The 18501-nt window shown below is 65.3% G+C and carries 17 protein-coding genes; 11 read left to right on the forward strand and 6 right to left on the reverse strand.

The window, feature by feature from the left end:
• Positions 1–36 precede the first annotated feature (36 nt).
• The 4 genes from MMB74_RS23185 to MMB74_RS23200 all read right to left on the reverse strand — a co-directional run bounded on the left by MMB74_RS23185 (position 37) and on the right by MMB74_RS23200 (position 3245).
• The gene (locus MMB74_RS23185; RefSeq protein WP_277430998.1) at positions 37–540 is read right to left on the reverse strand and encodes an acyl-CoA thioesterase; all 504 of its coding nucleotides are present in this window, start codon (positions 538–540) and stop codon (positions 37–39) included.
• A gap of 99 nt (positions 541–639) precedes the next feature.
• A complete protein-coding gene (locus tag MMB74_RS23190; RefSeq protein ID WP_277430999.1) occupies positions 640–1692 on the reverse strand; it encodes a helix-turn-helix domain-containing protein in 1053 nt (350 codons plus the stop codon).
• 20 nt (positions 1693–1712) lie between these two features.
• The gene (locus MMB74_RS23195) at positions 1713–2966 is read right to left on the reverse strand and encodes an MFS transporter (protein WP_277431000.1); all 1254 of its coding nucleotides are present in this window, start codon (positions 2964–2966) and stop codon (positions 1713–1715) included.
• Between the two features lie 138 nt (positions 2967–3104).
• Positions 3105–3245: a hypothetical protein gene (locus MMB74_RS23200; RefSeq protein ID WP_277431001.1), complete on the reverse strand. Its 141-nt coding sequence runs from the start codon at positions 3243–3245 to the stop codon at positions 3105–3107.
• A 160-nt stretch (positions 3246–3405) separates the two neighbouring features.
• Between MMB74_RS23200 and MMB74_RS23205 the strand changes: the two genes are divergently transcribed.
• Together MMB74_RS23205 and MMB74_RS23210 are read left to right on the forward strand one after the other, a co-directional pair.
• Positions 3406–4128 (forward strand): helix-turn-helix transcriptional regulator, encoded by a 723-nt coding sequence (locus tag MMB74_RS23205; protein WP_277431002.1) that lies wholly within the window; start codon positions 3406–3408, stop codon positions 4126–4128.
• A 129-nt stretch (positions 4129–4257) separates the two neighbouring features.
• Complete coding sequence (locus MMB74_RS23210) at positions 4258–6792, forward strand: DUF6600 domain-containing protein (RefSeq protein ID WP_277431003.1); 2535 nt, start codon at positions 4258–4260, stop codon at positions 6790–6792.
• A gap of 127 nt (positions 6793–6919) precedes the next feature.
• Here the strand turns inward: MMB74_RS23210 and MMB74_RS23215 are convergent, their stop codons facing one another.
• Together MMB74_RS23215 and MMB74_RS23220 are read right to left on the reverse strand one after the other, a co-directional pair.
• The gene (locus tag MMB74_RS23215; RefSeq protein ID WP_277431004.1) at positions 6920–7891 is read right to left on the reverse strand and encodes a thymidylate synthase; all 972 of its coding nucleotides are present in this window, start codon (positions 7889–7891) and stop codon (positions 6920–6922) included.
• A 124-nt stretch (positions 7892–8015) separates the two neighbouring features.
• Positions 8016–9386, reverse strand: a complete 1371-nt coding sequence (locus MMB74_RS23220) for a sigma-54 dependent transcriptional regulator (protein WP_277431005.1) — start codon at positions 9384–9386, stop codon at positions 8016–8018.
• 522 nt (positions 9387–9908) lie between these two features.
• Here MMB74_RS23220 and MMB74_RS23225 point away from each other — a divergent pair.
• From MMB74_RS23225 to MMB74_RS23265, 9 genes are all read left to right on the forward strand, one after another.
• Complete coding sequence (locus tag MMB74_RS23225; protein ID WP_277431006.1) at positions 9909–10325, forward strand: hypothetical protein; 417 nt, start codon at positions 9909–9911, stop codon at positions 10323–10325.
• A gap of 32 nt (positions 10326–10357) precedes the next feature.
• Positions 10358–10864 (forward strand): hypothetical protein, encoded by a 507-nt coding sequence (locus MMB74_RS23230; RefSeq protein WP_277431007.1) that lies wholly within the window; start codon positions 10358–10360, stop codon positions 10862–10864.
• Positions 10861–11490, forward strand: a complete 630-nt coding sequence (locus MMB74_RS23235; protein WP_277431008.1) for a hypothetical protein — start codon at positions 10861–10863, stop codon at positions 11488–11490. Before MMB74_RS23230 ends, MMB74_RS23235 begins: the two co-directional genes overlap by 4 nt.
• Positions 11491–11519: 29 nt before the next feature.
• The gene (locus tag MMB74_RS23240) at positions 11520–12920 is read left to right on the forward strand and encodes a hypothetical protein (protein WP_277431009.1); all 1401 of its coding nucleotides are present in this window, start codon (positions 11520–11522) and stop codon (positions 12918–12920) included.
• 114 nt (positions 12921–13034) lie between these two features.
• Positions 13035–13745, forward strand: a complete 711-nt coding sequence (locus MMB74_RS23245) for a C39 family peptidase (RefSeq protein ID WP_277431010.1) — start codon at positions 13035–13037, stop codon at positions 13743–13745.
• Positions 13746–13750: 5 nt separating this feature from the next.
• Positions 13751–14734, forward strand: coding sequence for a peptidase C39 (locus MMB74_RS23250; protein ID WP_277431011.1), 984 nt, complete (start codon positions 13751–13753; stop codon positions 14732–14734).
• 141 nt (positions 14735–14875) lie between these two features.
• A complete protein-coding gene (locus MMB74_RS23255) occupies positions 14876–16309 on the forward strand; it encodes a hypothetical protein (RefSeq protein WP_277431012.1) in 1434 nt (477 codons plus the stop codon).
• 22 nt (positions 16310–16331) lie between these two features.
• Positions 16332–17837 (forward strand): sigma-54 dependent transcriptional regulator, encoded by a 1506-nt coding sequence (locus tag MMB74_RS23260; RefSeq protein WP_277431013.1) that lies wholly within the window; start codon positions 16332–16334, stop codon positions 17835–17837.
• Between the two features lie 124 nt (positions 17838–17961).
• Positions 17962–18462, forward strand: coding sequence for a dihydrofolate reductase (locus MMB74_RS23265; RefSeq protein WP_277431014.1), 501 nt, complete (start codon positions 17962–17964; stop codon positions 18460–18462).
• The last annotated feature ends 39 nt before the right edge of the window (positions 18463–18501 follow it).

Here is an 18501-nt window from a genome sequence, read left to right on the forward strand (position 1 = left end):
AAATCGATAGATGGCGGACCACCCGTCCGCCCTTCCTCAAATCTTCCCCTGCGCCATCTCTTCCGGCTTGAGCTCGACGATCGCATCGAGCGCGGTTTTCACATCCATCGCGTACTTGGCCACGCGTTTTTGCTCGTCGGTTTGTGGCACGAACGCCGGCACGGGGATCGGCGTGTTGTTTTCATCGACGGCGACGAACACGACGAGGCAATCCGTCGTCAAACGAAGCTGCCCGCTTTTGGGGTCGCCCGCATGCACGGTCACGTGAATGTGCATGCTCGTGCGGCCCGTTGCGACGACGCGCGCCCGCAATTCGACGAGATTGCCCACGAGAATCGGCCGGCGAAAGCGGATATTGCCGACGCTCACCGTCACGCAATAGCGCCCGGACCAGACCGCTGCGCAGGCGTAGGCGGTTTCGTCGATCCACTTCATCAGCGCGCCGCCATGCACCTTGCCGCCGAAATTGACGGAAGTGGGCTCGGCAAGAAAGCGGAAAGTGGTTTCCGAACGATCCAAGGGGGTCGAGGGCGTACTCATCGTGGCTCCGGTGGCGCGTTCGCGCGGCAAGAAAAGGGAAGAAAAACGAACGAATGGAGCCGATTATACGGGCGCAATATTCGCCACGCGCGCGATGGATCACCCCGCGCTCAGCGACGAGAAGCGCTCTCGATAGTTGAACGGCGGCACTCCGAACCGCCTAAGGAATGCACGCCGCAGGTTCTGTTCGGTGCCGAAGCCGCAATCGAGCGCGATCCGTTTCATCGGCCGCCGCGATTGCGCGAGCGAACGAGCGGCCGCTTCGAGGCGCAACGCTTCGACGGTTTTCGCCGGCGTGCGGCCCACGGCTTCCACATAGCGCCGCGCGAACGTGCGCGGCGACATGCGCGCACGCTCCGCGAGCCGCTCCACCGATAAATCCGCATGCAGGTTCGCCGCCATCCACGCATGCAGCGCGTCGAATTCGCCGCCCGCGCAGTGTTGCGCATCGAGCGCGGCGCTGAACTGCGACTGCCCGCCGGGCCGCTTCATGAACACCACCAAGCGCCGCGCGGCTTGCATCGCGACCGCATGGCCCAAGTCCTCTTCGATCAGCGCAAGCGCCAAGTCGATGCCCGCCGTCACGCCCGCCGATGTCCATACGGCGCGGCCGCCGCGCTCGTCGCGCACGAAGATCGGATCGGCATCGACCTGGACCGAGGGAAAGCAACGGGCAAACGCGTCGACGCTACGCCAATGCGTCGTTGCGCGACGGCCTTCGAGCAAGCCGGCCGCGCCCAGATAGAACGCACCGACGCAAACCGAGCACACGCGGCGGATGCGCGATGCCGAGCGCTCGAGCCACGCCACGAGCTTCTCGTCGAGCACCATTTGATCGGCCACGAACGTGCCGGCGACGATGACCGTATCGATCGTTTCGTCCTCCAGCGCATCGAGCCGCTCCACGACAATCGGTAGACCGACATGCGTGGCGAGCGTGCCGCCTTCGACAGAGGCGACTCGCGTTCTATAAGCGACGGGTTCGTCACCCTTGCTGCCGCGGGCATTGCGCATTTCCAGTTCCGCGCGCCAGAACGCCTCGAGCGGGCCGCAAGCGTCGAGCAGCACGAGATGCGGCGCCACGGCGAATACGATCTGACGAACGCCCGGCGTGGCGAGCAAGGGAGCAATCAACGAAGGCGAATGCGCCATGGGCAATCTCTCAGTTCCAATTACAATGCCCCGGCCGCGGCGGGCGCAGGCGTGCGTGCCCGCGTCCAGGCATAGCCGAGCGTCGCGCACGCGGCGATCGCGAGCGCGGGGAAAATCGAGGCGTTGACGACGTGCCAACCGAAACGCGCGAGCAACTGGCCTGCGCAGAGCGATGCGAGCGCGGTGCACGCAAAGGTCGTGAATTCGCTCGTGGCCTGCGTTTTTGCGCGCTCGCTCGAACGATACGATTGCGCGAGCAGCGTCGTGCCGCCCACGAACATGAAGTTCCAGCCGACGCCAAGACAGGCGAGCGCCGCATAAAAGTGCGGCAAATCGGTAGCGGCTAGCGCAATGGCCCCGCAGGCCGCGGACAAAACGATGCCCGCGCCGATGACACGCAGCACGCCGAATCGCGCGATCAAACGAGCCGCGAAGAACGACGGCGCATACATGCCGACGAGGTGCCATTGGATGATGCGCGCGCCATCGCCGATCGTATGGCCGCATGCGACCGCCGCGATCGGGGTGGCCGTCATCACGAACATCATGACCATGTAGCCGATCGCGTTGTTGGCGAGCGCGGCGATGAAGATCGGTTGCGTGACGATTCGAGCAAGCGGGCGCGCTTTGGCATCGTCGACATCCGCCTGCACGGTGCTTGCGTGCGGCGGCGCGACGTTGCGGTAGGCAAACAGCACGAGGGCGAGCGAACCGATTCCGAGCAACGTCACGAGCGCGTAAGAGCCCGCAAACGTGATCGGCGCGAGCCAGTCTCGGCTCCACGCCGCAAGTGCCGGCCCGAGCACCGCGGCGATCACGCCCCCAGTCAGCACGGTGGAGATGGCTCGCCCCTTCGACGGCGCATCGACCGCGTCGGCGGCAGCGAGTCGATAGTACTGGGCGAACGCTTGGAACACGCCCACCGTGGCCGTGCCGCAGCAAAACAGCCAAAAGCTGTGGATGAAGATCGCATGGACCGAGATGGCGCCGCCGGCCGCGCCGACTGCCGCCCCCAGCGCAAAACCGGCCCGGCGGCCGATGCGCGCCATGAGGAAGGACGCGAAGATCGTCGTGAGCGCAGCGGCCACGGTGATCAGCGAGAACGGCAATGTGGCAAGCGCCTTATCGTCGGCGAGCGTGTATCCGACGAGGCCGGTCAGCGTGAGGTCGATGGAGACCGAAGACGTATAAAGCGCTTGGCAAAGCGCGAGGACGCGCGCATTGCGGCGGCCGGCGCGCTCGATATCCGATTCGGCGGATGGCGTGACATGCATCGGTGACCCTTGACGAGATGAGGAATGGATACCGCTATCCTCACCCGAACGGAAATGGCAGAAAGGACAATGATGCATCAATTTCTGCCATCGACAGCATCGCCCCGCCACCGTCCCTCGGCCTCCGGCGCCCGCCGGTCACTTGCGGAACGTGATGCCCTGATCGAGCGTGCCGTACATCGTGATGCTGCCACCCCCGGTGTGCGGCGTCGGCGTCCCATGCTGGGCACAGCCGACAGCCAGCCATGCGGCCAGAACGGCCGCCATCCACGCTTTCATCGAAGCCCTCTCTACCAAACCGCGCATCAGGCCATTTTAGCGCGCGGGGACGACGCGACCGTAGCCGGCGGAATTCGACGTTTTGTTCGAAGCTGAAACATCGAATGCAACGAACGATTAAAGTACGACCCTACACAGTTCGACGTTACGAGGACATGTCATGGCTACCGCCCCTTCCGCCGCCGAGCGCGACGTCACGCACTTCCCGGGCCTATCGCGCATCGGCGCCCTGCTGGCCGACCCCGGGCGCGCGGCCATGCTTTGGTCGCTGATGGACGGCAGCGCCCGGCCTGCCGGCGAACTGACGATGATTGCCGGGCTGTCCCCTTCGGCCGCAAGCGGCCACCTCGCCAAACTGACGGAGGGCGGCCTCTTGACGCTCGAAGTGCGCGGGCGCCATCGCTATTACCGGATCGCCAACGCCGAGATCGCCGTCGCGATCGAAGGGCTCGCGCATTTGGCCCAAGCCAGTGCGTCTGCGCGGCCCAAGCCCGTGGCCGCGCGCACCGTGCCGCTCGAAATGCGTTATGCGCGCACGTGCTACGACCATATGGCCGGCGAACTCGCCGTCCGCGTGTTCGACCATCTGCTGGACAGAGGCTGGCTCGTAGAAGAAGGCGGCGACGTTTCGGCCACCGAATCCGGCGCGGCCATGCTGGCCCAATGGGGCATCGACGTCGGTGCGCAGCGCGCCCGCAAACGCCGCTTTGCCTGCACCTGCCTCGATTGGAGCGAACGGCGCGCGCACCTCGCCGGCGCACTCGGTGCGGCACTGCTCGCACAGTGGAGCGCGCAGCGGTGGGTGGAACGAACCGAGCGGCGGCGCGCGTTGCGGATCACGCCCATGGGCCGGGAGCGGTTCGAGGCGTTGCTCGCCGCGTAGCCGCAACGGTCGTCATTTTTCGTTACAGGGCGGAACGCAACGCTACAAAACAGAGCGCATTGATACACGCCGTCGGGCTACAGTGCTGTCACGTACCGCGTACGATCCGGCACCAAAACGAGACGCTCTATGACCACCGCAATCTCTTCCCCGCTCGTGACCTTCCGGCGCGCGGCCGCCTACGCGTTGATCGCCGTCGCCCCGCTGGCGTTCGCCGCGCGAACCGCATTCGCACAGTCCGCCCCCTACCCCGGCGCCGCACCTGCCGCACAGTCGGCCGATCCGCCCGGCCGCGTGGCTCGTCTGAACTATGCGGCCGGCACGGTGACGACGGAGCCGGCGGGCGCAAGCGACTGGTCTTATGCATCGATCAACCGCCCGCTGACCACGGGCGATCAATTGTGGAACGACGCCAACGCGCGCTCCGAGTTGCACATCGGCTCGACGGCCGTGCGGCTCGGCCCGTCGACGAGCTTGGATGTGATGAACCTCGACGACACGAACGCGCAGTTGAAGGTTGCACAAGGTTCGCTCTCGACGCGCGTGCGGTCGATGCCGAGCGGCTCGTCGTACGAGATCGATACGCCAAACGTTGCGCTCGGCGTGATGCGCCCCGGCGATTACCGAGTAGACGTGGCGCCCGACGGCAGCACGACGACCGTGACGGTGCGTAGCGGCGCGCTGACCGCCTATGGCGACAACGGGCAAGTGCCAGTCGAAGCGGGGCAGCAGATCACGTTTGCGGGGACGAACCTGCAAGAGGCATCGGTCGCACAAGCGCCGGCGCCCGATTCCTTCGACGAGTGGGCAGCCAGTCGCGACGCCGCCGAGGACCGCTCGGTGTCGGCCCGCTATGTCTCGCGCGACATCCCTGGTTATCAAGACCTCGATGCCAACGGGACGTGGAGTGAGGATCCGCAGTACGGGGCCGTCTGGGTCCCGAACGAAGAACCCGCGGGGTGGGCGCCCTATCACGATGGCCACTGGGCATGGATCGCACCGTGGGGATGGACCTGGGTCGACGATGCGCCGTGGGGCTTCGCGCCCTATCACTACGGAAGGTGGGCGTATCTGCATTCGTCGTGGTGCTGGGTGCCGGGGCCGCTCATCGTCAGCGCGCCGCCGGTCTACGCGCCTGCGCTAGTCGCGTTCGTCGGCGGCGGGGGCGGTGGGTTTGGCTGGAGCGTCAGCCTCTCGATCGGGGGCGCTGCGACCCCTGGGCTGGCATGGTTCCCGCTCGGTCCCGGCGAAGTGTGGCACCCGGGATGGGGCGGCTGGAGTCCGCGCTATTACCAGCGCGTGAATCAGACGGTCATCGTAAATCAAAACGTCAACATCACGAACATTCACAACACCTACGTCAACTACCGTGCTCCGGGCGCGGTCACGGCCGTGCCGGCAACGGCATTCGTGCATGGCAAACCCGTGGCGCACTTTGCGCAGCGCGTCGACCCAGCGCAATGGGGTCGCAACGTGCGAATCAATCCTGGCGCGGCAGGCGTCGCGCCAGTGCGAGAAAGCATGCGCTCGGGCTTGCGGCCAGCAACCTACCATCCGCCGCAGACTCTAGCCGCGCGTCCCGTCGTCGCGACCCACGCACCAGCCACGCCGGCGATCTATCGAGACCGTTTGGCCGAGCACCTCGCGCAAACGGGCGGTCGCGTGCCGGGCGCGGGCGCACCGCTCGTCAGGCCGGCGGCGCCTGCGCAATTCATGGGGCAAGCGAGGCGTGGCGCTGCGGGCACGCCTGCGACGATGCCACGCAACGTGCACGTCGTCGATTCGCATTCCCCGGTCATCGCACCGATACACGGGCCAGCGGCCGGCGCTCAACACCTTGCCGAGCCGGGCCGAAACGGCAGCGAGCGGCGGCCCGAGGCGAATCCTCGCCAAGCGCCGCGACGCGAAGCCGCAGGCGCGCAACCGCAACCCGCCCCGCACGCGCCCGCCGCCATGGAGCGCGTGCAGCCGAACAACGGCGTGCCGCGGCCGCCCGCAGCGAACGGTGCAACCGAGCATGGTGCGCAGCAAGGCGGCGCGCGCCACGCGCCGGCGTGGACCCAACCGCACACCCCCGTTACGCAGCGCCCGCCTGCAAACGAGCCGCGCGCGACGACGGGCGGGCTACCGGGATCCGTGCAGCCGATGCAGCACGGCGAACCGCAGCGCATGCAGCCGCAAGCCGCCCAGCCGCGAGTGCAGCCGCGTGAAGCAGCAGGCTCTCGCACGGAGAACGGTGCGCAAGTGCAAGTCCCGTCGCAGCCTCGTTTCGAACAACCGCGTCCGCAAGCGCAGCCACAGCCGCAACCGCACGTCGAGCAACCGCGCCCGCAGCCACAGCCGCAACCCCACTTCGAACAACCGCGCTCCCAGCCGCAACCGCAACCGCACTTCGAACAACCGCGCCCGCAGCCGCAACCGCAACCCCACTTCGAACAGCCGCGCCCGCAGCCGCAACCGCAACCCCACTTCGAACAGCCGCGCCCGCAGCCGCGGCCGCAACCCCACTTCGAACAGCCACGTCCGCAGCCGCAACCGCAACCCCACTTCGAACAGCCGCGCCCGCAACCGCAACCGCGCCCCGAGCCTGCGCCGCAACCACATCCTCAACACGAGCCGCAGCATGCCGCCGGGCAATCGCAGCAAGGCCAACATCGAGGGTAAGCGGGGCGAACGCAGAAACGAGCGAACTCTCGCTCCGCTACTTCGCGGCAAGCCGGAACGGGAAGAGATTGCGGTCCGGCTGGCCGAGTACGAGAGATGGATCGGCTGACCTGCCCCGAAGCGCCTACTAAACGGCCATCGGCGCGGTCAGCGGTTCGTGGTGGCGATAACCGACGAGCGAAAAATCGGCCGGCTCCACCTGTTCGAGCCATTCGGGCGCGTACACGCCCGTTTGCGCATAAGCGGGCACGCGATCGGCGATCTGCAGCCGAGGGCTTTCATACGGTTCGCGCTCGAGTTGGCGCTTGAGCATATCGAGCTGGTTTTCGTAGATATGCGCATCGCCGATGAAGTACGTGAACCACCGCGGCGTGTAGCCCGTCAAACGGCCGACCAGCGAGAGCAGCGCCGCGCCCTCGACCAAATTGAACGGCGTGCCCAAACCGACATCGTTGCTGCGAATGTAGAGGCACAGCGAAATTTCGCGGCGAGCGGCGTTCGGCAAGAACTGATAGAGCAAATGGCACGCGGGCAGCGCGATTTGATCGAGCATGGCCGGATTCCAGCCGTGAAACAAGATCCGGCGGTCCCCGGGGTTCGTCATGATCGTATCGAGGCACTGCCGCAATTGATCGATCGCCTTGTAGAGCAGAACCTTGCGCACGCCGTCTTCCTCGAACTGTGTGACGATCCGATAACCGCGCTCGGCGGCGTCGGCCAAACGCGCATCGGCAGAAGCCTCGATGACCTTGTAACCAGGCCACTTGCGCCACTGCACGCCGTAGACGTCGCCTAGATCGTCCGTGCCCTCGCGATACGGATTGGCGAGCCACTGCGCGTTCTCGTTCGCGTTCGCATCCCATACCTTGCAGCCGAGCGCGCGGAAATCGGCCGCGCTGCGCGAGGCGCGCAGGAATCCGATCATTTCGCCGATGGCGGACTTGAACGCGAGCTTTTTGGTGGTGACGGCCGGAAAGCCCTCTTGGAGATCGAAGCGCATCATGGCGCCCGGCATCGTGATCGTGCGGATGCCCGTGCGGTTTTCCTGCCAACTGCCCGTATCGAGAATGGCGCGGACGAGGTCGAGGTATTGTTTCATGCGGGGGGATGTCCTTCGGCTCGAGGGCGCGCGGACTCGCCGGTCGAGCGCCGCGCAAACCCCGATTTTATCAAGCGCCGGGATTTTCGCCCGAAGCATGCTTTGCGTCACTCACCCCGGGGTGTCAACTCGTCATGCGATGCTCGCCCGGCACGACGTCCGGATGGCGCATGCCGTGCGCACTGAGCAAGCGGTACAGCGTCACGCGCGAAATGCCGAGCTCTAGCGCGGCGTCGCCCAGCCGCCCGCGATGCCGCAGCAGCGCCAATTCGATCGCCTGCCGCTCGGCGGCCTCGCGCGCCTGCGCGAGCGAGATCGGCGCGATCTCGACATAGGCTGCCAACTCGAGGTCGTGCGCCGTGATGAGCCGCCCTTCCGACATCACGATCGCCCGCCGAACACGGTTGATGAGCTCGCGCACATTGCCGGGCCATGGGTAGTTGTGGAGCGCGGCGATCGCGTCGGCCGAGAAACCGCGTCGCCGGCGTGCGCCGTCCTTGCCGAAACGCTCGAGCATGTGGCGCGCAAGCAGTTCGATATCCCTACCACGCGCGCGCAGCGGCGGCTCGTCGATCTGCAGCACGCAAAGCCGATGATAGAGATCCGGGCGGAAATGCCCTTCTTCCATCGCGCGCTGCATGTCGACGTGGGTGGCCGAGATGACGCGCACATCGACCGGGATGGACTCCTGCCCGCCGAGCCGCTCGATCTTGCCCTCCTGCAGAAAGCGCAGCAAGCTGGCTTGGCTTTCCAGCGGCAGATCGCCGATTTCATCGAGGAATAGCGTCCCGCCGTGGGCCGCTTCGATCCGGCCGATTTTGCGATGGCTCGCCCCCGTGAATGCGCCGCGCTCGTAGCCGAACAGCTCCGACTGCAGCAAATGCGGCGGAATCGCGCCGCAATTGATCGCCACCAGCGACGCTTCGCGCCGTGCCGATCGCTCGTGTATGGCGACGGCCGTCAGTTCCTTACCGGTACCCGATTCGCCCGAAATGAAGACCGGTGCATCGGTCATCGCCACCTTGCGGATAGCGCGGAACAACGCACGCATCGCGTCGCACGAGCCCACCATCTCGCCGTCGCCCGTGCGCGCCGCATCGCCTTCTTCCATCGAGCCGAGCACCACCATGCCGTAGGCATGGCCAACCGAATCGACGATGCGCGGGGCGTCGTAGGGCATGGTGACGTAGTCGTAGCAGTAGTCGCGCACAAGCCGGCGCAATGCGCTCTCTTGCAGTTGGCCGGGCGCGGTCGCCGCCACCCAACCGACGTTGGGCAGCGTCAAGCACGGCTCGAGCGCCGCGATTTCGTGGGAATCGAATCGACTCGATAAATCGAGCAGACCGCCGGCCGTCGCATCGTTGCGCAACGCCCGTCGCGCATCGCGCGCGCTCGCTGCCACCGAGACTTGCCAGCCGCGCGCATTGAATTGCGCGCTCAATTGCGAATTGACGTCGCGAGTAACGTAAATCAATGGTCGACTTGCGGGTTCCATTGTTCAGACCTCTTATTCATGAACATGAAGCAAGACGTCATGCACGACAAACGCGCCAGCGCATGCCTACCCCGACTCTCTCGAAAAGGCTTGGAGCCCGCCGCAGTCCGTGGCGACAACCCAGATCAACGCGCTCGCAAACGCATTATTAATAGCAATTGCCTTATTTTCGGCGATTTTGCTGAGGTGAAACCGTTCCTACAGCTTACTATACGACCCGTTCCACAGGCAGACTCATTCGCCGTAAACATTGCAACGCGCCGCCGCGCCCCCGTTGCAGGAGGCTTTCGCGTCGATGTCGCAGCGCGAGTTCTACCTCTCTCCGTGGCCCTTTCGCGACACCGCATCTCTCGCGACAACACTCGCCACAGTCTTTTCGCGTTCGCCGTTTCAGCGCTGAAACGCTTTCTCGCGATTTAGCCTCATTTATCGCGTCCCATTTTGCAAGAGGCCTATTCCCGCAACGTTTTCGGGGCCATGGCACGGCTTTCGCGTTGAATGCCCGCACAACGGAGAGACGCCATGCCATTCGTTCAGCACATTACCTTGCGCTCCTACGCCGCGATCGCCGCGCTGGCGATCGCATCGGTTGCGGCCGCAGTATCCGGCGACGCACGCGCCGATACGTTCGATGCGCAAGCGCAACCGCACCAGCAAGCGTTGACACTCGAGACCACATCGGCGCAACCCGAGAACGCCAGCGCCATTGCGAGCGGTGACGCAAGCGCAGCCGCGAGCGTAGCGCTCGACGACCGCGTGCTCGCGAAGCAGCGCGGCACCGGGCTCGGGCTCATGACGGTGGCGGCATCGGCGCAATCCCTTAGAGGCGGAACGTCGGTGACGCTGTGGGACGAAATCGCGCCGCCTACGCCCGTTCCCGTGCCGGTGGATACGTCCCACGTCGCGCAAAGCAACGCCGTCAGCTATTTCCGCAAATAACGCAGCGCAAGCCGTTCTCCGGAGAACTCGTCATGCCCTTCATCGCCTTTGCCTCGCTGCCTCGTCGCGCATGGGTTGCACTGCTGCCGGGTTTGGCCGCCGTGCTCGGCGCGACCGCGGCGCCGGACGCGCTCGCGCAATACGCAGGCAACCCAGGCGACATCATCGTCGAGCGCGCTGTCATGCCGCGTGATGCGTTCAAGGCCATTCCGAGAAACGAGAATCCCGTCGCCGTCCGGGCCACGACCTTCCCTGCGCCGGCATTCGATGCGACGGTCGGCGCGCTCGTCTCCGACGCGGACCTGACGCAAGCGCACGGCTCGCAAGGCGTCGCGAGCACCGGCGCAATCGGCGGCGCGGCCAGTTTGCAAGTGCTGACCAAAATCTTGGGCGGCTCGGCAACGGGCAACAACGTCGCAATGGGTCCGACCGGGGCACCGTCCGCCACGGTAGGCATCGGCGGAACGATCGCCACCTCGGTCACCGGCGCGCTTGCGCCACTCACCACGGGACTCGCGGGCCTCGGGGGGTTCAGATGAAAACGTCGCGTAATCCACGCCGCGCGCGTGCGGCCACGATGATCGCCGCTTGCTGTTGCGCATTCGCGGCCACATCGCCGGCCGTTGCGCAACCGACGCCCGTCGTCACCGGCGAAGCCGCGATCGCAACCGATGCGTTCGCCGGAGCCAAGGGCGTCGTGAGCGTGAACGAGGCAGCCGGCGTGAGCAACGCTCAAAGCAACCAAGCCGCGATCGTGCTCGGGCCCAACGGCCTTGCCGATGCGGGCGTCGCGCAAAGCGCCCAGGCGAACGCCCTCGTGCCTAGCGCACGGGCCAGCATCGAGAGCGGCGCTTTGGCGAACGTGTCCGGCATGACGATGGTGAATCAAGCGGCCGGTGCGGCCAATCTTCAACGCAACAGCGTCGTGCTCGGCGCTGCGGCAACAGGAGTGGAAAGCGTCGCGGACAGCGTGTTATCCGCGGCCTCTCCCAAGCAAGGACGTGTGGATGTATCGGCGATGGCTCAGGGCGAGCGCGCGGTGCGCATCGGCAACGATGTGCTCAAGAACGCAAGCGGCATCGCGCAAATCAACCAGACGGCCGGCGCCGGTAATGCCACGGCGAATAGTTTCGTGCTCCGTCCCCCGGCGGGCACTTTTTTCTAACGTAGTCCCTTTTCTATCGGAGCGTCATCATGAAGCGCACTCTCATCGCCGCAGCCGTGCTCGCAGTCGCCTCGGGCAGCGCCTTCGCGCACAACGTCAAGAACCCCTTCATCTATAACGTGACGGGAGTGACCGAAAACGTCGATATGGACGGCTTCGTGCGCCTGTTCGGCTGCGTCACCGTGTCGAGCTCGGTCGGCGCCGTCGTCAACAACAACCAAGCGGTCATGGCGAACGCCGTACTCGCCCCGACGGCGCAAAGCTATTCGATGGGCCAAGTCACGACGGCGTTCAACAACAACTATCGCTCGGTGACGGGAAGCGGCTATTCGAAAGGTTCGAGCACGAGCAGCGAGTCGGCGTCCAAATCGTTTGCGCAAAGCTTCGGCGAATCGTCGGCCTATGCATACCGGAATCAGAGCAGCTCGATTTCGGGTGGCGGCTACGAATACAGCAAGCAGCAATCGAGCAGCGCGAGCAGCGAGGCCCACAACTCGCAGGACGCCAGCGCCACCTTGACCGCAAGCGGATCGGCGAACCTGAACTACAGCGCGTCGCATCATCACCATCACGGCTCGAGCTCGGGCAGCATCAGCGCGAGCGGCAGCATCAGCGTCAATGCGTTCGAAGGTACCGCCGCCGATCAGTACTCGTCGCAAAAGCAACAGAGCGCCGCGCAAGGTTCGGGACAAGGCGCGATGTGGAAATTCCATGCAGACCAGGGCTCGGGCGGGCAAGCCTTCGCCGAGCAATCGTCGGGCTCGGCATCCTGGCGCGAGTCGCACAGCAAGAGCCACGACGCGTCGTGGGCCTTCGGCGAATCGATCGATTCGAAGAACGTGACGGTAACCGGTTCGGTGACGGACTACATCAACACGCAAAAGCCGGGTGACCTCACGGCAACGACAGGCGCGGGCGCGGGCAGCGGCTCGTCGGGCAACATCGGCATCAACATCGCCGAAGGCGTGGACAACGCCCAAAGCAACGATGCCTCGCTGGCATCGGTCGACACCGGCAACGTGTTCGGCAACGCACAGATCTTCAGCTCGCAATCGTCGGGCGGCAGCGCGCAGATCAACAACTTCATGCTCAACGCTTCGCTTGGCGACAACTCGCTCAGCAACGTCTCGGGCAACTTGGGCGTGAACATCGCCGCGGGCGTGGCCAACGTGCAGAACAACAGCCTCGCCGCATCGACGACGAACCTGACGGACGGCAATGCGCCGCTGGCCGTCGCGATGATCGCCACCGATGACAACAGCCAAGCGGCGGCGCTCTCGTTCGAAGGCTCGATCAGCGGCACGGCCAGGATCGGCGCCGGCGCACTGCAGAACTCCACGGGCAACATCGGCGTGAACATCGCCGGCGGCGCCGGGAATCTGCAACACAACGGCCTGGCCATCGCTGCGACGAACATGAGCGGCCATTAAGCGTCGGTGTTGACGGCTAGCCAGGCGCGCACGGCTAGCCGCCGCCGTATTGAGCGCGCGCGCATACCGGCCCGTTCACCGCGGCCGGCATGCGCTCTTCGAGGGGGACACAGCATGTCACGACATGCCAGCTTCGCGGTATGGCGGCAGATCGCCGCGCTCCTTTGCGCGGCGATATGTGCGCCAAGCAACGCGCAGTCGACCATCGATACGTCTAACCTTGCTGGCGTGCCACTCACCAAGACGGTGCGCTCCATGCGGGACATTCGATACGGCCATATCGTCGGCCAGCGCTACGACTACAGTTGCGGCTCGGCCGCGCTCGCAACGCTGCTCAAGTACGGCTACGGCATCGACATCGCCGAGCCCGAATTGATTCGCCGCATGATGGTCTTCTCGAGCCCGGAAGTCGTCGTCAAGAACGGCTTCTCGATGCTCGACATGAAGCACTTCGTCGAGACGATCGGCCTGCGCGGCCGCGGCTTTCGCGTAAATCTGGACGCGCTCTATCACCTGCAAATTCCCGTGCTCGTGCTGATGAATATCGGCGGCTACGAGCACTTCGTCATCGTCAAGCATGCCGAGCATGGACGCATCTTCATCGCCGATCCCGCACTCGGCAATCGCATCGTGCTCGACAAGGATTTCGTCGCGAGCTGGAACGGGCTCGTGTTCGCGGTCCTCGGCAAGCCATTCAGGGAGGACTCCCCTCTATTGCAGGACAACGTGTCGCTGGCATTGCAACTGCGCGAGCGAGCGCTCGCCGCGAGCACTGCCACGACACCCTTCGTGGATTACGGATTGTCTAGGGCAGACTGGTTCTGAACCTCATGAGACACCTACTTCTATCTCCTCTCACGCTCGCGCTTGCACTGGCTGCCGGCGGACTCGCAAGCACCGCGCATGCCGCTCAGCGGCTCGCGGCGCCGCCCGAGTTCCTCTCGGCATCGGCCGGCACGCGCTGGCAAGCCGTCGACGACGACGTGCTCGCACAGCAGAGCGGCAAAGGCCCCGGCGGCACGATGGTGTCGGGACTCGTGCTCGAACTGCTTTCGCAATGGCAAATGCCCAACGGCGCGTCTGCCAGCGCGCAAGGCACGCTCACGGTTTCGACCAATCCGAATAACGCGTTGTCGGCCCAGGTCACGACCTCGGCGCAGGCCAGCGATGGCATCGGACGTGGAAATGGAAATGCCAACGGCAATGCAAATGCCAACGGGGTCGGCAACGGCGGTGTCAATGGCAACTCGCCTCAGGCCAGCGTTGCAAGCACGAACGTCGCCGGCGCTTCGAACAGCACCGCCAGCCCGAACGCGAGCGGCGGCACTACGTCGACGACGGCCGCAGCCGGTTCCGGAGCGAATCCGCACGCAAGCGCGGTCGGCGGGCAAAACGTCTCCGTCGCCGGGGTCTCTCAAATCACGCAGGTCGCAGGTAACGGCAATGTCGGTGCGAACTCGACCGTGATCGACTTCAACGGCTCGGGTATCGGCAGCGGCACGACCGTGACCGCGACGAGCCCGACCGCTACGGCCACGAGCGCGTCGGGCAACGTCAAAGCCGGCATCAGCTTCGCCAATGGCGGCGTTGCCGTGACGGTGCAAACGCCGGCCGGCGTTGCGACGCAGACGATCGTGCCTGCCGGCCTGCAACGCGGCGGCTCGATCGCCCAGTTGCTGCAAATCGCCGGCAACGGCCAGGCAGTCATCAATCAGTTGAAGTTGAGCATCCAGACGCAGCCGATGTCCGCTGCGCTGCTGCGACAGCTCGGCGTGCAGCAGGCGTTGCGCAACGCCGCCGCGCTCAGGCGCTGACCGCAACATCGAGCGCCGTCGCCCGCACCAAATCGAGAAGAGGACCAAGACCAGACAAGAAGTCGACTAACGAAGAAGGCATGAAGCGCGAGCCGCAGCTAAGCCCCGCTTTGCGCCGAAGCAAAACCGGGGGAAAGAACAATGTCCAAGTTGTCCACGAGGGGCGCGTACCACGCCTGCCGCATCAAGCTTGCGGCAATACCGGCCGCGGTGCTCGTCATGGGGTTGCCGCAAGGCGCATCGGCGCAAGCGCTGTCCGGGCAATCGGTCGAAGAACGGCTGACGACGCTGATGCGCGTCGTCGACGAACAGCAGCGTCAAATCCATTCGCTCGAGGCTCAAGTGACGCGACTCGAAATGGCGCAGCGCGGGCGAGGCGTAACCGGCGCAGCGCAAGGCGATGCGGCAGTTGTCCCGCCGCCCGGGGCCGACGGCCTGCCCGTGCAATTGCCGCCGCTCGCGCAAGTGGCTCCCGGCTCGACCGGCCCGACGAGCGGCGCCTCCACCGCCGCCGGCGTACCGACTACCACGACGTTGCCCGAAACGGGCGCCGGTGCGGCAGGCGCGAGCGCGCAAGGTTCGCCGATCGGCACCACACAAAAGGCCGCGCAACCGGTCCGCACCGAGGCGGAAAACGCCGTGGTTCAACGCGAGCACGCGCCGTTGTTCGATCGCAAGCTCACGCTGGATTGGGGCTTGAGCGATACCTACTACGATCGGCGCCAGTTGCAGTTGTCCGGGTTCTTGGCGCTGGACGCCATCTTCCTCGGCAACATCAACCTCGGCCAGACGAAGTCACACCAAGTGATGGCGGACCTCGACGCCCGCTACGGCCTGACCGATCGCATCAGCTTCGACGTCGACGTCCCGTACGTTTATCGCCACAGCAACTTCATCGTCGGCGGCGCGGGCGGCGCGGCGGGCGCGCTCTCGGATGCATCGGGCTCCTCGAGCGCCATCGGCGACGTCAACTTCGGCATCTACTACCAGTTCCTCAAAGAAAGCGGCGACTGGCCCGACATCGTCGGCAGCGTGCGCGTGAAAGCGCCGACGGGCACGTCGCCGTTCGGCATCAAGCTCGTGCAGGTCGATCCGAACAACACGAGCCTCGTTGCGCCCACCAAGCTGCCCACGGGCACGGGATTCTGGAACATCACGGCGGGCGTATCGGTGCTCAAAACTTACGACCCGGTCGTGTTGTTCGGCAGCCTGTCCTACACGTACAACCTCGCGCGCTCGTTCTCGGATGTCTCTTCCGTCGAAGGTCAAACCTCGCCGGCGAAGGTCAAGCTGGGCGACGTGATCCAGTGGGGGGCCGGCGTCGCGCTCGCCTTCTCCGAGAAAGATTCGGCGAGCGTGTCCTACACGATGGCGATCGAGCCGGAGAGCGAAACGCAAGCGCCCGGCCAGGGCTGGCAGAAGGTGCCCGGCAGCGAAACCGTGGCGGCTGCAGTGAATTTTGGATTGAACCACGTGGTGAACAAGCACTTGACGATCAACGGATCGGTATCGATCGGACTCACGCCCGACGCACCGAACTTCGTCGTTGGCGTGCGGTTCCCGTACACCTTTTGATGCGTGACTATACGGGTGCATCGTGCGTGATACTTCTCATTTGACCTCCGTCGGGCCGCTCGCGGCACTCGGGTCGACCTTGGCGCTCGCGCACGGCAAGCGCGGCGGCGAGCAACGACACGAATCCGAACCGCGTATGCTCGTCTATTTGTCGCGTACGCCCGAGGACGGGCTCGTCGATCATTTGAAGAGCCGCGGCTGGAGCGTTTCGATCGCGCGCACGAGCGCCGATTGCGCCCGCGTCGTGCGGCCCGACACCCCCTACGCGGGCATCGTCGATCTCACGCGCGTGACCGCGCGCGATCTCTGCGCGCTCGAGACGGGCTTGCGTCAGCCGCTCGTCGGATGGGTGGCGCTCGCGAGCGCCGACCGGCTCGACGAGCCCGATGTGCGCCGCTTGATTCGCAGCTATTGCTTCGATTACGTGAAGCTGCCGGCCGCCGCACCCACCGTGGACTATCTGCTCGGTCATGCGTTCGGCATGGTGTCGCTGACGGACCTCGATCTCGCCACCGGAGTGGCGAGCGCGGGCGACGACGAAATGGTCGGCACCTGCGACGCCATGCAGCATTTGTTCCGCACGATCCGCAAGATCGCGAACACCGACGCCTCGGTCTTCATCGCCGGCGAATCGGGCACGGGCAAAGAACTCACGGCTGTCGCCATTCACGAGCGTTCGCCGCGCCGCAAGGAACCGTTCGTCGCAATCAACTGCGGCGCGATCCCCCAACACTTGCTGCAGTCGGAATTGTTCGGTTATGAGCGCGGCGCATTCACCGGAGCCAATCAACGCAAGATTGGACGCGTGGAAGCGGCGAACGGCGGCACGTTGTTCCTGGACGAGATCGGCGACCTGCCGCTGGAGAGCCAAGCCAGCCTGCTGCGCTTTCTGCAGGAAGGCAAGATCGAGCGGCTCGGCGGCCGCGAATCGATCCCCATCGACGTACGTGTGATTTCAGCCACGCACGTCGATCTTGAAGGCGCAATGCGCGACGGTCGTTTTCGGGCGGACTTGTTTCACCGGCTGTGCGTGTTGCGCATCGACGAGCCGCCGCTGCGTGCGCGCGGCAAAGACATCGAGATCTTGGCGCATCATGTCTTGCATAAATTCAAGACCGACAGTGCGCGCAAGATTCGGGGATTCGCACCCTCGGCGATCGAGGCGATGCACAAGTACCGTTGGCCGGGGAACGTACGCGAGCTCATCAACCGCGTGCGGCGCGCGATCGTAATGGCCGAGGGCAAGCTGATCAATGCCGAGGACCTCGATCTCGCACAGTACACGCAACAGGAAACGATGACGCTCGCGCAGGCGCGCGAGGCCGCGGAAAAACGCGCTATCGAAGCCGCGCTGCTACGCCATCGGCACCGGCTCAACGAAGCGGCGACCGATCTGGGCATCTCGCGCGTGACGCTTTATCGATTGATGGGCTCGCATGGATTGCGGGACCCCTCGGCATCGGAGGAAAAGACGAATTCGACGGACGACGACGACCTCTGCGGCGACGGCAAGATGGCGACGGAGTGAAGCGGCGGCCGGCGCACCCGTTTCCACCGCGGGCAAGCGCGACGGCAAAAGCGGCATTCGATCGGCGCTCGCGTAAAATTGCGGACGATTCCAACCGCTTCCTCGAGCGCATTTGCTTTTCGCCATGACGACATTGACGATCCTCGTCGCCCGCGCCCGCAACGGCGTGATCGGCCGCAACAACCAACTGCCTTGGCATCTTCCCGAAGATCTCGCGTTTTTCAAGCGCGCGACGATGGGCGCGCCGATCATCATGGGCCGCAAAACCCATGAATCGATCGGCCGGCCGCTGCCGGGGCGTCGCAATATCGTCGTCACGCGCGACGCGCAGCGCCGCTTCGAAGGCTGCGAAATCGCGACGAGCATCGAGAGCGCGCTGGCCTTGGCAGCCAAGGATGGCGCAACGCAAGCCTTCCTCATCGGCGGCACACAACTTTACGCAGAGGGCATCGCGTTTGCGGACAAGCTCATCATCACGGAGATCGACGCCGACTTCGACGGCGATGCGACGTTTCCCGCCCCCGATCCCCGTGAGTGGCAAGCCGTATCGCGCGAAGCGCACCAGGGGGCCGACTTCGACTACGCGCGCGTGGTCTACCAGCGAACCGACAGCGCCCGCCGCTGAGCGCGCTTGGAGGCTTGGCGCGTGCGTGAGCCACCGATG

The sequence above is a fragment of the Trinickia sp. Y13 genome, from assembly GCF_029522115.1.
Lineage (GTDB): Bacteria > Pseudomonadota > Gammaproteobacteria > Burkholderiales > Burkholderiaceae > Trinickia.